This is a genomic window from Nocardia sp. NPDC059236, assembly GCF_042754085.1.
Lineage (GTDB): Bacteria > Actinomycetota > Actinomycetes > Mycobacteriales > Mycobacteriaceae > Nocardia.
Map to the genome: position 1 here is coordinate 82,316 of NZ_JBHZAF010000001.1, position 13,668 is coordinate 95,983.

Here is a 13,668-nt window from a genome sequence, read left to right on the forward strand (position 1 = left end):
ATAGATAAGGGCTGTACACCCGCAGGTGTACAGCCCTTTCGGCTGGACCCGACTAGACGGTGGCGGTGGCCAGCGCCTCGGTCGATGCCACGGCCTGGCCCACGCCCGCCACGATCGCGGCGGCGCGCAGCGCCTCGAAGATCACCTCGCGCGAGACGCCCGCCTCGCGCAACGTGTGCTCGTGCGCCTCCAGGCAGTGCTGGCAGCCGTTGATCGAGGAGACCGCGAACGACCACAGCTCGAAATCGGCCTTGTCCACGCCCGGCGTGCCGATGATCTGCATGCGCAGGCCCGCGCGCAGATCGTCGTAGCGGCCCTCCAGGAACGCCTTGCCGCGGTAGAATACGTTGTTCATGCCCATGATCGAGGCGGCGCCGAGCGCGGCGTTGTACGCCTCGGCGGACAGCACGTCGGCCGCCTCCTCGGCGATCTCGCGCAGCGTGGTCGCCGAGCGGGTGGCCGCGGCCGACGCCAGCAGGGTGCCCCACAGCTGCTGCTCGTTGAGCACGGTGGTGCGCGCCAGCGAGGACAGGTTGAGCTTCAGATCCTTGGCGTACTCGGGTAGCGAGTTCTTGAGATTTTCGATGGTCACGACGAATTCCCTTGTGAGCCTTGTTACACCGACGCGGTCATGAGCTCGCCGGCCTGAATGGTCGGGTCGCCCTTCTTCCAGTTGCAGGCGCACAGCTCGTCGGACTGCAGCGCGTCCAGCACCCGCAGCACCTCCTCGACATTGCGGCCGACCGAACCGGCGGTGACGGACACGAACTGGATCTCGTTGTTCGGGTCGACGATGAAGGTGGCGCGGTCGGCGACGCCGTCGGCATTGAGAACGCCGGTGGCGGTGGCCAGTTCGCGCTTGAGGTCGCTCAGCATCGGGAACGGGAGGGTCTTGAGGTCCTCGTGCTGGGCGCGCCACTGGAAATGGACGAACTCGTTGTCGACAGAGGCGCCCAGCACCTGCGCGTCGCGGTCAGCGAACTCCTCGTTCAGCTTGCCGAAAGCGGCGATCTCGGTCGGGCACACGAAGGTGAAGTCCTTGGGCCAGAAGAAGACGATGCGCCACTTGCCGGCGTAGTCGTCGCTCGAGATCTGGGTGAAGTAGTCGTCGGGCTGCTGAGCGTTCACCTTCGAGAGATCGCCGCCGATGACAGCCTTCAGGTTGTAGGCGGGGAACTGGTCGCCGATGGTCAGCAGGGCCATGCTTGCTCTCCTCATATGTAGTCGTGCCGATTGTGTCGAGACGTATATACGATCTTTGCCGAACTGCGGTGAGAGGTAAACGTGATCGGTCGCACTACACTGATAGGCGTGACTGATCAAACTTATCAGCCCACCCTGTCACAGCTGCGTGCGTTCGCTGCCATCGCGGAATACCGGCACTTCGGCACCGCGGCGACGCGGCTCGGCGTGAGCCAGCCCACGTTATCGCAGGCACTGGCATCATTGGAAAACGGACTGGGGCTCCAGTTGATCGAGCGCAGTACGCGCCGGGTCCTGGTCACTGCCGACGGCAAACGGCTACTGCCGCAAGCCATTGCCACGCTCGAGGCCGCTGACCGATTTGTCGCCTCCGCTGCTGGTGAGGGGCTGCGCGGCACCCTGCGGCTCGGCATCATCCCGACCATCGCGCCGTACGTGCTGCCCCGGCTGCTGCCCGAATTGCGCACGCGGGTGCCCGCTCTGGTGCCGCACGTCATCGAGGACCGGACCGCCCGGCTGCTCGACGGGCTGCGCTCGGGCATCCTGGACGTGGCGCTGCTGGCGCTGCCCACCGATGTCGCCGGACTGGTCGAGATACCGCTCTACACCGAGGAGTTCGTGCTGGTGCTGCCGCGCGAGCACGAACTGGCCGGGCGCACCGACCTGACACCGGCCGACCTGGACGCGCAGCCGCTGCTGCTCCTCGACGAGGGCCACTGCCTGCGCGACCAGACCCTGGAACTGTGCCGGGCGCACGACGCGCAGCCGGGTGCGGTCGGCGACACCCGCGCGGCCTCGCTGGCGACGGTGGTGCAGTGCGTCGCGGGCGATCTCGGCGTCACGCTGATCCCGGCCATGGCGGTGGCCGCCGAAACCGCGCGCGGCACTCTGGACATCGCGACCTTCGCGGCGCCGGCGCCGGGCCGCACGGTCGGACTGGCGTTCCGCTCCTCCACCGCCCGGGGCGACGACTACGACCAGCTCGCCGAGATCATCCGGGAATGCCGGCCGCGCTGACCCCTCGTGCAGTGCTCGGTGCTGACCCCTCGTGCAGTGCTGGGCGGCAACCCCGACAATTCCGGCAACCTGCGCGGTTGCGTCACCACAGGGTGTCTGAAACGCTCGGGCCTATGCGGATTCACCACCTGAACTGCGGCACCATGGGATTCGGCCTGATCGATCACTGCCTGCTCATCGAGACCCGGGACGCGCTCGTGCTCGTCGACACCGGGTTCGGGCTGGAGGCCGTGCGGCAGCCCGGCAAGATGGTGGGTGCCGGCCGTTTCCTGCTGGGGGCGAAGCCGGCCGAGGCCGAGACGGCGGTGCGCCAGATCCAGCGCCTGGGCTATGACCCGCGCGATGTCCGCCACGTCATCCTGACCCATCTCGACCTGGACCACTCCGGCGGGCTGTCGGACTTCCCCGAGGCCACCGTGCACGTGCACGGACCCGAATTCCGTGCCGCCACCGCCACACCCACCCTGTCCGAGCGGTTGCGCTACCGGGCCGCGCAGTGGGCGCACGGGCCCAAGTGGATGGTGAACGAGGTCGAGGGCGGCGAGGACTGGTTCGGGTTCACCGCGGTGCGTGACCTGCCCGGGCTGCCGCCGGAAATCCTGGTGGTGCCGCTGGCGGGCCACACCCGCGGGCACGCCGGGGTCGCGATCGACCACGGCAACGGCTGGCTGCTGCACGCGGGCGACTCGTTCTTCGCGGAGTCCAGCATCCATCCCGAGGAGCCGTTCACGCCGTTCTGGTGGAAGGTCTACGAGACCGGAGCCATTGCGGGCGAGGCCTATCGGGCCAATCAGCGGCGGCTGCGGGAACTCAGGAAGCTGCACGGTCACCAGGTGACCATCATCAACTCGCACGACGCGGGCATTTTCGCCCGTACGGCCGGCAGATGACCAGCCCCGACTCTCGGGAACTCCCCGCTCCGCTGCCCCGCGGTTCACGGTGGAGCCGATCGCGGTTACCGGCGGCGGGTGAGCCCCTGTTCGTCTACGGGACCCTGCAATTCGGCCCGGTGCTGACCGAATTGATCGGGCGGGTACCGGCCATGGAACCCGCGCGCTCGATCGGGCGGCGGGCGGCCGCGCTGCCCGGCCGCGCGTATCCGGGACTGGTGACCGCGACCGGCTCCGTGACCGAGGGGTACCTGCTCACCGGGCTGACCGCCGACGAGTGGCGGGTGCTCGACGCTTTCGAGGACGACGAATACGATCTGCTGCCGGTGTCCGTGCACGCGGGGGAGCGGGTCGGATACGCGTGGACCTATGCCTGGACCGCGGAGGTCGAGGACTTCGAGTGGTCGCCCGCGGCGTTCGCCTCCGAGCACCTGCCGCGTTACGTGGGGAAATGCGCTGCGTGGCGGCGAAATCTGGTCCTGCTCAGCGAGACTGTATGACGCCGGACACACTCGTGCGGTAGAAGTTGATCGCATGGATGCAGAGGGCACTGAGCTAGAAGTGGCGGGCGCGCGGTCGCAGGCGCTCGGAGATCTCCTGCGGCGCAGCGCCGCCCGGGTCCCGGACAAGACCGCGCTGGTCTGGCGGGAGCGGCGGGAGAGCTACACCGAACTCGATGCGGCGGTGAACCGGGTCGCGCACAGCCTGGCCGATCGCGGTGTGACGCAGGGCGATCGGGTCGCGATCTATTCGCACAACTGCCGTGAGTTCGTGCTCGTGTACTTCGCGCTGGCGCGGCTGGGCGCGATCTCGGTGCCGATCAACTTCATGCTCACCGCCGACGAGGTGGCGTTCATCCTCGAACACTCCGGGGCTGTCGCGCTGATCACCGAGGACGGACTGGCCGGGGAGGCCGAGGCCGCGGTGAAACAGCTGGGCGACAGCGAGATCCGGCTGTACGGCTGGATCGGGCTGGGCGGGCTGCCCGCGACGGCCGGGTGGGAGGACATGAGCGCGTGGGAACACCACCCCGACGCCTCGGCGCCGCAGGTGTTCGTCGGCGACGACGACCCCATCCAGATCATGTACACCTCCGGCACCGAGTCCCGCCCCAAGGGCGCGGTGCTGTCCAGCCGCGGGCTCATCGCGCAGTACACCAGTGCGGTGGTGGACGGGCGCATGAGCGCCGACGACATCGAGGTGCACGCGCTGCCGCTGTACCACTGCGCCCAGCTGCACTGTTTCCTCACGCCCGACCTGTGGCTCGGTGCCACCAGCATCCTGCTGCCGGGCCCCGATCCCGCGACGATCCTGCGCACCATCGAATCCGAGCGCGCCACCAAACTGTTCTGCCCGCCTACGGTGTGGGTGTCGCTGCTGCGGCATCCCGACTTCGACAGCTACGACCTGTCCTCCCTGCGCAAGGGCTACTACGGCGCCAGCATCATGCCCGTCGAGGTGCTGGTCGAACTCTCCGAGCGGCTACCCGGGGTGGGGCTCACCAACTTCTACGGCCAGACCGAACTCGCGCCGCTGGCCACGGTCCTCGCGCCCGAGGACCAGCTGACCAAGCCCGGTTCGGCGGGGCGGCCGGCCCTCAATGTCGAGACCCGCGTGGTCGATGACGACGACATCCCGGTCGGTGTCGGCGTGGTCGGCGAGATCGTGCACCGCTCTCCGCAGGCCATGCTCGGCTACTGGAACGACCCCGCGAAAACCGCGGAAGCCTTCCGCAACGGCTGGTTCCACAGCGGCGACCTCGGCGTCCTGGACGCCGACGGCTACCTCAGCGTCGTCGACCGCAAGAAGGACATGATCAAGACCGGCGGCGAGAACGTCGCCAGCCGCGAGGTCGAAGAGGTCCTCTACGAGCACCCCGAGATCTCCGAAGCCGCCGTGGTGGGCATCCCGCACCCGCACTGGATCGAAGCCGTCACCGCGATCGTGGTGGCCCGCAATGGAACCGACCCCGACGCCGCCACCGTCATCGCGCACTGCAAGCAGCGGCTCGCCGGCTACAAGGTCCCCAAGTACGTGACGTTCGTCGAGGCGCTCCCCAAGAACCCCAGCGGCAAGATCCTCAAACGCGAACTACGCACCGCCCACGCCCATCTCGCCACCGAGGCCTGATCCCGCGATCCCGTCCAGGTGCGCGATATTCGCGCGATCGCCGGGGTCCGCACTAGGGGCCCCGGCGAACCAGGCATCCAGAATCTCGGCCAGCTGCGCCCGTGAGGTGAGCCGCAGACTCAATGCCAGCACGTTGGCGTCATTCCACTTCCGCGCTCCCTCAGCGGTATACGCGTCCACGCACAGCGCCGCCCGCACCCCCGGCACCTTGTTCGCCGCAATGGAAGCGCCGGTCCCGGTCCAGCAGCACACCACGGCCTGCTCGGCCCGTCCCTGCGCGACATCCTGCGCCGCAGCCTCACTGGCCCAGGCCCAGTCGTCCCGTTCGGCGGGCTCCAGCGCGCCGTGCACGGTCACCTCGTGCCCGCGGGCACGCAGCTCCTCGACCACGGCCGCGGCCACGCCGGTGTCCTCGTCAGCGGCAACCGAAATCCTCATGGATGCAGTATCCGCCGCTGCGGCGAGCGGACGGTCATCGACCGGCCGCGCGCGCCAGTTCCTCGGGGTATCGGGCGCCCGCGACGGCGCCGGAGGGGGCGGCGGCCTCGATCCGGGCCAGGTCCTCGGCGGTCAGCGTGATCTCGGTGGCCGCGACGTTCTGCTCGAGGTAGGTGCGGCGCTTGGTGCCGGGGATGGGGACCACGTCCTGACCCCGGGACTGGACCCAGGCCAGCGCCAATTGACCGGGGGTGACGCCCTTTTCGTCGGCCAGGCTGCGCAGTGCCGCGACGATGGCGAGGTTGGCGTCGAAGTTGCCGTCGGCGAAACGGGGCAGGCGGCGGCGCATGTCGTCGGCGGGGAGGTCGGCGGTCGAGGTGATCGCGCCGGTGAGGAAGCCGCGACCCAGCGGGGAGAAGGGGACGATGCCGATGCCGAGTTCGCGGCAGGCGGGAAGGATCTCGGCCTCGATATCGCGGGTCCAGAGGGACCATTCGGATTGGAGGGCCGTGACGGGGTGGACGGCGTGGGCGCGGCGGATGCTGTCGACCGAGGCTTCGGAGATGCCGAGGTAGCGGACCTTGCCCGCCTGGACCAGCTCCGCCAGGGCGCCCCAGGTCTCCTCGATCGGCACGTTCGGGTCGACGCGGTGCTGGTAGTAGAGGTCGATGTGGTCGACGCCGAGCCGTGCGAGGGATTCATCGCAGGACTGCTTCACGTAGGCGGCGTCGCCGCGGGCGCCCATCGCGCCCTTGTCGCCCCAGACGATGCCGAACTTGGTTGCGAGGACCACCTTGTCGCGGCGGTCGGCGATGGCGCGGCCCACCAGGCGCTCATTGGTTTCGGGGCCGTAGACATTGGCGGTGTCGAGCAGGGTGACACCGAGGTCCAGAGCGCGGTGGATGGTGGCGATGGACTCGGCGTCATTGTCGTGCACACCGTAGGCGTGGCTCATGCCCATGCAGCCGAGGCCCTGCGCGCCGACGGTCAGTTCGCCGAGCTTCCTGGTCGCGATCATGCGGTGAATCCTCCTCGGTAGGACTGGAATTCGCGGCGGGAGCCGCGCACGGACATGACGCTACGACCTGGAGTGTGCTCCAGGTCAACCTGGAACCCGCGGAGTCGCACCCTCACCGGCGGTTCGGCATGTGGTGATGGAGCAGGACGGTGAGCTGGGTGCCCGCGTCGGTGAAGGGCAGGGCGGATTTCAGTGCCCGGCTCTGCACGATCGCGCCCTCGATCACCGACAGTGCGAAACCCGACAGCGAGCACGCCGTCGCCCGCTCGACCCCGGCCGCCACCAATCCGTCGGCCAGCCGCGCGGTCCATTCGGAGAACGCCTGCCCGGCCGCCGACTGCAGTATCGGGTCGAGTTCGTCGAGAGCGGCGGCCATCATGAACGAGCCCGCCCGGAACTCGCTGGTCTCCAGCTGGCCGCGCCAGAAGCCGAGCAGTTCGTCCACCCACGCCGCCAGCGAGGGCGCGCCCGGCAGCGCGTCGGACATGCGGCTCACGTGCGAGTAGACCATGCGGGACACGATGCGGGCGGCGGTCGCCACCAATTCGCCCTTGCCGGACGGGAAGTGCTGGTAGAGCGAGTTTCGGGAGGCATTGCTGCGCTTGAGCAGCTCGTTCAGCCCGGCCGCGTGCACGCCGTGCTCCTGGACGGTGGTGATGGTGCTCGCGATCAATCGGGCGCGCGGTCCCGCCGTCATTGCAAATCCCTCCAGCCCTTGTGTGAACCGATCGGTCCATGTTAAACCTTTCCCATGTGGACCGATCGGTTCATATGGGAAAAGAGGAATTCCGCGCATGTCAGCCCAGATCGCCACCGCCACCCCGGTCGCCCACGCCGCGCTGCTCGGCCTGGGCGTGTACCGACCACGCCGGGTGGTCCCCAATGCCGAGATCGTCGACCGCATCAACTCCTCGGACGAATGGATCCGGACCCGCTCCGGCATCCAGGCCCGCCACTGGGCCGAAGCGGACGAGACCATCGTGAGCATGAGCACCGCCGCCGCCGTCGACGCGCTCGAGGCCGCGGGCGTCACCGCACAGCAGATCGACGCGGTCATCCTGGCCACGTCCTCCCAGATGGTGCTGGGACCGTCGGCCGGCGCCGTGGTCGCCACCGAACTCGGCATGCACGACACCGCCGCCTTCGACGTCTCGGCCGGCTGCGCGGGCTTCTGCTACGCGCTGGCCAATGCCGCCAACCTGGTGCGCGCCGGACAGGCCCGGCATGTGCTGGTGATCGGCGTGGAACGGCTCTCGGACCTGCTCGACCAGGAGGACCGGACCTGCGCGTTCATCTTCGCCGACGGCGCGGGCGCGGTCGTGGTGGGACCGTCGGAGGCCGAGGGCATCGGGCCGGTGGCCTGGGGTTCGGACGGCAGTCAGACCGCGGCGATCAAGCAGGACAAGGACTTTCAGCAGTACTTCGCCGAGGTGGCCGAGGCCGAGGCGACCGGCGGCACCACGGTGCGGCCGTACATCCGGATGAACGGTACGGCCGTATTCCGTTGGGCCGTCACGTTCTTGGAGAAGGCGTGCCGCGACGCGCTGGATCAGGCGGGCGTCACCGTCGAGGATCTGGACGCGTTCGTGCCGCATCAGGCCAACAGCCGCATCACCGATGCGCTGGTGCGCACCCTGCACATGCCCGAAAGCATCGCTGTCGCAAGGGATATCGCCGAGACCGGTAACACCAGCGCCGCCTCGATCCCGATGGCCATGGAGCAGCTGCTGCGCTCCGGCGCGTCCCGGCCGGGCGACACCGCGCTGCTGCTGGGTTTCGGTGCGGGCCTGGCCTACGCCGGTCAGGTGGTCAAACTCCCCGCCATCGCCTGACGATCGGACCGCGGACAACGAAATCCGTTGTGTGAAACGACGGAAACCGTAGCAATGAGAAGCGCCCCCGCACGAAGGTCCGTGCGGGGGCGCTTCGGGGTGGAGCTGATCGACTAGACGCTCACGCCCACACGCAGCGCGTGCGGCTCGATCGCGCCGCGGACCAGGGCCTGCGCGTCGATGGTCTCGGCCCGGTAGGGCAGGGTCGCCAGGGTGGCGGTCATCTTGGCCACCGGATCCGCGATCGCCTTCGGGGTGCCGAAGATGAAGGTCCACTCGTGCTCGTCGCTGACGTAGGGCACGACGGTCTCGAACAGGTTGTGGAACCGGGTCCACGAGCGCTTCAGGGTCTCGTTGCGCCACATGGTCTGACAGCCGGCCTGCGCGGCGAGCACGCCGCCGTCGGCCAGCAGCGCCTTACAGCGGTTGAGGAAGTCGTCCTCGTAGAGGCGGTTGTGCTGCGCGTCCTCGACCCGCTCGTCCGGCAGGTCGATGCAGATCATGTCGTAGCGCACGCCGGCGGCCTCGGCCTTGGCCAGGAAGTCCCAGCCGTCGGCGTAGTGCATCTTGATCGGGCCGGTCTGTGCGACCGCCGCGGCCAGATCGGCCTGGCTGTAGCCGTAGGGGAGGTGCTCGGCGCACAGCTCCACCTCCAGCTGGTCGATGTCGACGTGATCGACGAGCGAGGCGCCCGCGGCCACCGACATCTGCGAGGCGACACCCTCACCGGAACCGATGATCAGTACCTTGTCCAGCTTCTCGGCCAGCGCGTAACCCGGGACCAGCATGGCCTCGTGGTAGGTGAGCTGCGAGAACTCGGTGGACTGGCGGTCGTCGTCGGAGAACAGGGAGATGCCCTGCTCGGTGCGCGCGATCACCATGTGCTGGAACGGGGTGTTGGTGTCCACGATGGTTTCCGTGGTGTTCCACACCCGGGTCAGGCCCTCGCCGACCGGCTCGTGGATCCGGCGGGCGGTGTGACCGCGCTGGATGACCTCGATGTTCACCGAACCCGGAGACAGCTCCTGCTGCAGCAGTTCGACGGCCTTGGTGGCGCCGGAACCGATGCTGCCGCAAGTGAACACGTCGACGAAGATGTCGCCGGACTCAGGGTAGGTGTGGATCGAGGCATGCGACTCGGCCAGGAGGGCCAGGATGGTGACACCCTGCGGCTCGAACTTCTTGCTCACGACATCGCAGATGGTCACCCCCGCGGCGACCAACGATTTTCGAAGCGCGGTTTCGAGTCGTTCGAGGTCGTCGCAGAGGCTGGCGTCGACACCACCGAACTCGGCCAGCACGTGCCAGCCGGTGAATTCTGCCGTGATCATGGCTAAAACTCACTCTCGCTCAGCGCCAGTGACATGGACAGTCAAAGGCGGAAAACCGTTGAAGGACACCGACGAATAGCTCGCCGTATAGGCGCCGGTCTCGAGGATCCGAACGGGATCACCGGCTCGCAACGTGGTCGGAAGGAGGACACGCGTGCGTTGATAGAGTACATCGTCGCCATCACACGTAGGACCGGCTACCACAGCTTCGTCCTTCGGATCCGCGTCCCGATCGGTTTGGAATCGGTAGGCGATGTACTCGTTCTCGGTCTCGGCCATGCCGTTGTAGCGGCCGATGTCGAGGTATACCCAGCGCCGCCCGTCCGGCGCTACGCGAACATTCACCACTTCGGCGTGGATCACACCGGTGTTGCCCACCAGGGCGCGACCGGGTTCCACGACGAGTCCGGTGTGTTCCGGGAGACAGCGGCTCGCCGCCTCGGCGATGGCCGCGCCCAGCTCCGCGAGTCCGGGAGCCGGATCGGCGTACGAAATCGGAAGTCCCCCACCGATATTCACCGCCGTGACTGGAATGTCCTTGACCGCCAACGCTTCCGCGATGGCGCCTGCCTGCTCGATCCCGATGCCCCAGGCCTTCGGGTCCAGCTGCTGCGAGCCGACGTGGAAATAGGGGCCGACCACGGTCAGGCCGAGATCGTGCGCCCGCACCAGCAGCCGCTTGGCCTCACCCGGCGCGCAGCCGAACTTGGTCCCGAACGGCGTCTGCGACTGCGGAGCCGACGACAGGAACCGGCACTCGACCTCGGAACCCGGCGCGTGCTCGGCGATGCGTTCCAGGTCGTCCTCGGTGTCGAAAGCGTAGCGCCGCACGCCCGCCGCGTAGGCGGTGGCGATCTGGGAAGCCTTCTTGATCGGGTTGCCGTAGCACATGACGGCCGGATCGACACCTTGCGCCAGGCAGAGCTCGATCTCACCGACGCTGGCGACGTCGAACTCCGCGCCCTCGTCGTTCAGCAGCCGGATGATCTCCGGCACGGGACTCGCCTTGACGGCGAAGCGAATTCGTGCCGCGGGAAGTGCGGCGTGCAGTGCGCGGTAGTTCGCGCGGACCTTGTCGAGGTCGATGACCAGACAGGGTGACTCGGGCAGGTTTCGACCGGGCAATCTAAGGGAACTCTTTTCTGTCGGCCGCAACGGCAGGGACTCAGGCAACCTGCGAGACGATACACGCGTTGGGCCTCGAAAAACGAACCGGTGGACGATCGATTACGTCACTCTAACGCCGGGATTCGTTCGGCTGCCCCGCGCGTCGTCTTACGGGAGTGTGACCACGGACCGCCGGGAGCGGCCCGCCGCTCATCCCACCGTCACCGAAAGTCAGCCCGCGGTGACCGAAAGGTCGTCGAACACCACTTCACCCGCGGCGTCGGACTCGGCCAGATCCACGATGGCGTCGATGGACCAGCCGTGGTCGCCGTTGGGGTCGTCGAGCACCTGCCGGACATCCCAGAATCCCGGCCGCTGCTCGACCCGGAACAGCTGTGGTCCACGGGCGTTCGGACCGGTCCCGATGGTCTGGTATTCGTCGAAATAGGGGCCGAGTTCGGCCGCCCAGTCCAGTTCGTCGCCCAGCTCGGCCAGCGCGTCCCAGCGCCGCAGCGCGGCCAGGTCCACCCGCCGGAACATGGCATTGCGCACCAGCACCCGGAACGCGCGCTCATTGGCGGTGATCGGCCGTACGGTCTCGGCCCCGAACGCCACCTGCTGATCGTCGGACTCCGCACCGGGATTGGTGAGCTGCTCCCACTCGTCGAGCAGGCTGGAGTCGACCTGCCGGATGAGTTCGCCGAGCCATTCGGTGATGTCGTCGAGTTCCTCGGTGCGCGCCTGCTCGGGCACGGTCCGCCGCAGCGCGCGATACGCGTCGGCCAGATACCGCAGCACCACGCCCTCGGAGCGGGCCAGCTCGTAGCCCGACACCAGTTCGGCGAAGGTCATGGATCGCTCGACCATCTCGCGCACCACGGATTTGGGGGAGGGCTCGAACTCCGACACCCAGGGGTGCCCGGCCTTGTAGGTCTCGAACGCGGGCTCGATGAGTTCGGCGGCCAGAGGCTTGGGCCAGGTGACTTCTTCGAGGAGTTCCATGCGCTCCTCGTATTCGATCCCGTCGGCCTTCATCTCCGCGACCGCCTCGCCGCGCGCCCGGTGCTGCTGGGCCATGAGCAGCTGGCGCGGATCCTCGAGGGTGGACTCGATCAGTGAGATCACATCGAGGGTGTAGGCCGGCGACTCCTTGTCGAGCAGTTCCAGTGCCGCCAGCGCGAACGGCGAGAGCGGCTGGTCGAGCGCGAAATCGCGCTGCAGGTCGACCATGAGCCGGGCATGTCGTCCGTACCGGTCGGGTTCGTCGAGCTGCTGGACCACGCCCGCGTCCCGCAGCGCCCGGTACAGCCGGATCGCCTTGAGGATGTGCTTGCGCTGCGCGGCCCGCGGCTCGTGGTTCTCCTCCAGCAGGTGTCGCATGGCGTAGAAGCAATTGCCTTTGCGCGCAATCACATTCAGCAGCATGGAGTTGGTCACGTTGAACCGCGACACCATGGGCTCGGGCGAGGCCGCCACCAGCCGGTCGAAGGTGTCCTCCGACCAGGACACGAAACCCTCGGGCGGCTTCTTCTTCTGGACCTTCTTCAGCTTCTTGGGGTCGTCGCCCGCCTTGGCGATGAGTCGCGCGTTCTCCACCTCGTGCTCGGGAGCCTGCACGACGACCGTGCCCAGGGTGTCGTAGCCCGCGCGCCCCGCCCGGCCCGCGATCTGATGGAACTCACGGGCATTGAGCCGGCGCGTGCGCACGCCGTCGAACTTGGTGAGCCCGGTCAGCATCACGGTGCGGATCGGCACGTTGATGCCGACACCGAGGGTGTCGGTGCCGCACACCACTTTCAGCAACCCGTCCTGGGCGAGCTTCTCGACCAGTCGCCGGTACTTGGGCAGCATGCCCGCGTGGTGCACGCCGATGCCGTGGCGGATGAACCGCGACAGCGTCTTGCCGAAGCCGGTGGCGAAGCGGAACTCGCCGATGGCCGCGGCGATGGCCTCCTTCTCGGCCTTGGACGAGACATTGACGCTCATCAGCGCCTGCGCCCGCTCCATGGCCGCGGCCTGGGTGAAGTGCACGACGTACACCGGCGCGAGGCTGGTGGTCACCAGATCCTCGAGCGTCTCGGTGATGGGTGTGCGCACATACGAAAAGCTCAGCGGCACCGGCCGTTCCGAACCGGACACCACCGCGGTCTCGCGGCCGGTGCGCCGGGTCAGATCCTCGGCGAAGAAGTCGACCTCGCCGAGCGTGGCCGACATGAGCAGGAACTGCGCGCCGGGCAGTTCGATCAACGGCACCTGCCACGCCCAGCCGCGATCGGGATCGGCGTAGTAGTGGAACTCGTCCATGATCACCTGGCCGATATCGGCGGAAGCGCCCTCGCGCAGCGCCAGATTCGCCAGGATCTCCGCGGTGGCGCAGATGATCGGCGCGTCCGGGTTCACCGCGGCGTCGCCGGTCACCATGCCCACCCGGTCGGCCCCGAAGACGTCGCACAGCGCGAAGAACTTCTCGCTCACCAGCGCCTTGATCGGCGCGGTGTAGTAGCTGCGCTGGCCCCGGTTGAGCGCGGCGAAGTGCGCGCCCAGCGCGACCAGCGACTTCCCGGACCCGGTCGGGGTGTTCAGGATGACGTTCGACCCGGTGACCAGCTCCAGCAGCGCTTCTTCCTGCGCCGGATACAGATTCAGGCCGGCCGAGCTCGCCCAATCGGCGAAGGTCTCGTACAACCAGTCCGGGTCCACGT

Annotated in this window: 13 protein-coding genes; 5 read left to right on the top strand and 8 right to left on the bottom strand. The window is 68.1% G+C overall.

The window, feature by feature from the left end; all coding sequences use genetic code 11:
* Window positions 1-52: 52 nt before the first annotated feature.
* Window positions 53-592, bottom strand: a complete 540-nt coding sequence (locus ACFXIV_RS00480; RefSeq protein ID WP_354848140.1) for a carboxymuconolactone decarboxylase family protein — start codon at window positions 590-592, stop codon at window positions 53-55.
* A gap of 23 nt (window positions 593-615) precedes the next feature.
* Entirely contained in the window at window positions 616-1,203 is a 588-nt protein-coding gene (locus tag ACFXIV_RS00485; protein WP_379384129.1) for a peroxiredoxin, read from the bottom strand.
* 108 nt (window positions 1,204-1,311) lie between these two features.
* Between ACFXIV_RS00485 and ACFXIV_RS00490 the strand changes: the two genes are divergently transcribed.
* From ACFXIV_RS00490 to ACFXIV_RS00505, 4 genes are all read left to right on the top strand, one after another.
* Window positions 1,312-2,220, top strand: a complete 909-nt coding sequence (locus ACFXIV_RS00490; protein ID WP_379401570.1) for a hydrogen peroxide-inducible genes activator — start codon at window positions 1,312-1,314, stop codon at window positions 2,218-2,220.
* Window positions 2,221-2,333: 113 nt separating this feature from the next.
* Window positions 2,334-3,110: an MBL fold metallo-hydrolase gene (locus ACFXIV_RS00495; protein WP_379401571.1), complete on the top strand. Its 777-nt coding sequence runs from the start codon at window positions 2,334-2,336 to the stop codon at window positions 3,108-3,110.
* Window positions 3,107-3,610: a gamma-glutamylcyclotransferase family protein gene (locus ACFXIV_RS00500; RefSeq protein ID WP_379401572.1), complete on the top strand. Its 504-nt coding sequence runs from the start codon at window positions 3,107-3,109 to the stop codon at window positions 3,608-3,610. Before ACFXIV_RS00495 ends, ACFXIV_RS00500 begins: the two co-directional genes overlap by 4 nt.
* Window positions 3,611-3,644: 34 nt before the next feature.
* Entirely contained in the window at window positions 3,645-5,240 is a 1,596-nt protein-coding gene (locus ACFXIV_RS00505; protein WP_379401573.1) for an acyl-CoA synthetase, read from the top strand.
* Here the strand turns inward: ACFXIV_RS00505 and ACFXIV_RS00510 are convergent.
* From ACFXIV_RS00510 to ACFXIV_RS00520, 3 genes are all read right to left on the bottom strand, one after another.
* Window positions 5,202-5,678: an RpiB/LacA/LacB family sugar-phosphate isomerase gene (locus tag ACFXIV_RS00510; RefSeq protein WP_379401574.1), complete on the bottom strand. Its 477-nt coding sequence runs from the start codon at window positions 5,676-5,678 to the stop codon at window positions 5,202-5,204. The genes ACFXIV_RS00505 and ACFXIV_RS00510 overlap by 39 nt on opposite strands.
* A 34-nt stretch (window positions 5,679-5,712) precedes the next feature.
* Entirely contained in the window at window positions 5,713-6,696 is a 984-nt protein-coding gene (locus ACFXIV_RS00515; RefSeq protein WP_379401575.1) for an aldo/keto reductase, read from the bottom strand.
* Window positions 6,697-6,808: 112 nt separating this feature from the next.
* Window positions 6,809-7,393, bottom strand: a complete 585-nt coding sequence (locus ACFXIV_RS00520; protein ID WP_379401576.1) for a TetR/AcrR family transcriptional regulator — start codon at window positions 7,391-7,393, stop codon at window positions 6,809-6,811.
* A 97-nt stretch (window positions 7,394-7,490) separates the two neighbouring features.
* Here ACFXIV_RS00520 and ACFXIV_RS00525 point away from each other — a divergent pair, with 97 nt between their 5' ends.
* The gene (locus ACFXIV_RS00525; RefSeq protein WP_379401577.1) at window positions 7,491-8,528 is read left to right on the top strand and encodes a beta-ketoacyl-ACP synthase III; all 1,038 of its coding nucleotides are present in this window, start codon (window positions 7,491-7,493) and stop codon (window positions 8,526-8,528) included.
* Between the two features lie 113 nt (window positions 8,529-8,641).
* On the opposite strand, the gene speD is transcribed toward ACFXIV_RS00525, so the two are convergent.
* From speD to ACFXIV_RS00540, 3 genes are all read right to left on the bottom strand, one after another.
* Complete coding sequence (speD, locus tag ACFXIV_RS00530) at window positions 8,642-9,856, bottom strand: adenosylmethionine decarboxylase (protein ID WP_379401621.1); 1,215 nt, start codon at window positions 9,854-9,856, stop codon at window positions 8,642-8,644.
* 12 nt (window positions 9,857-9,868) lie between these two features.
* On the bottom strand, window positions 9,869-10,969 hold the full coding sequence (locus ACFXIV_RS00535) for a type III PLP-dependent enzyme (RefSeq protein WP_379401622.1): 1,101 nt from the start codon (window positions 10,967-10,969) through the stop codon (window positions 9,869-9,871).
* Between the two features lie 228 nt (window positions 10,970-11,197).
* Window positions 11,198-13,666 carry a DEAD/DEAH box helicase gene (locus ACFXIV_RS00540; protein ID WP_379401623.1) on the bottom strand — a complete coding sequence of 823 codons (2,469 nt, stop codon included), beginning with the start codon at window positions 13,664-13,666 and terminating at the stop codon, window positions 11,198-11,200.
* Between the last annotated feature and the right edge of the window lie 2 nt (window positions 13,667-13,668).

Excerpts from the sequence above, each read along its gene's own strand:
- ACFXIV_RS00515 (WP_379401575.1), bottom strand. The coding sequence starts at position 6,696 with ATGATCGCGACCAGGAAGCTCGGCGAACTGACCGTCGGCGCGCAGGGC.
- ACFXIV_RS00510 (WP_379401574.1), bottom strand. The coding sequence starts at position 5,678 with ATGAGGATTTCGGTTGCCGCTGACGAGGACACCGGCGTGGCCGCGGCC.
- ACFXIV_RS00500 (WP_379401572.1), top strand. The coding sequence starts at position 3,107 with ATGACCAGCCCCGACTCTCGGGAACTCCCCGCTCCGCTGCCCCGCGGT.
- ACFXIV_RS00525 (WP_379401577.1), top strand. The coding sequence starts at position 7,491 with ATGTCAGCCCAGATCGCCACCGCCACCCCGGTCGCCCACGCCGCGCTG.
- ACFXIV_RS00495 (WP_379401571.1), top strand. The coding sequence starts at position 2,334 with ATGCGGATTCACCACCTGAACTGCGGCACCATGGGATTCGGCCTGATC.
- ACFXIV_RS00520 (WP_379401576.1), bottom strand. The coding sequence starts at position 7,393 with ATGACGGCGGGACCGCGCGCCCGATTGATCGCGAGCACCATCACCACC.
- ACFXIV_RS00505 (WP_379401573.1), top strand. The coding sequence starts at position 3,645 with ATGGATGCAGAGGGCACTGAGCTAGAAGTGGCGGGCGCGCGGTCGCAG.
- ACFXIV_RS00485 (WP_379384129.1), bottom strand. The coding sequence starts at position 1,203 with ATGGCCCTGCTGACCATCGGCGACCAGTTCCCCGCCTACAACCTGAAG.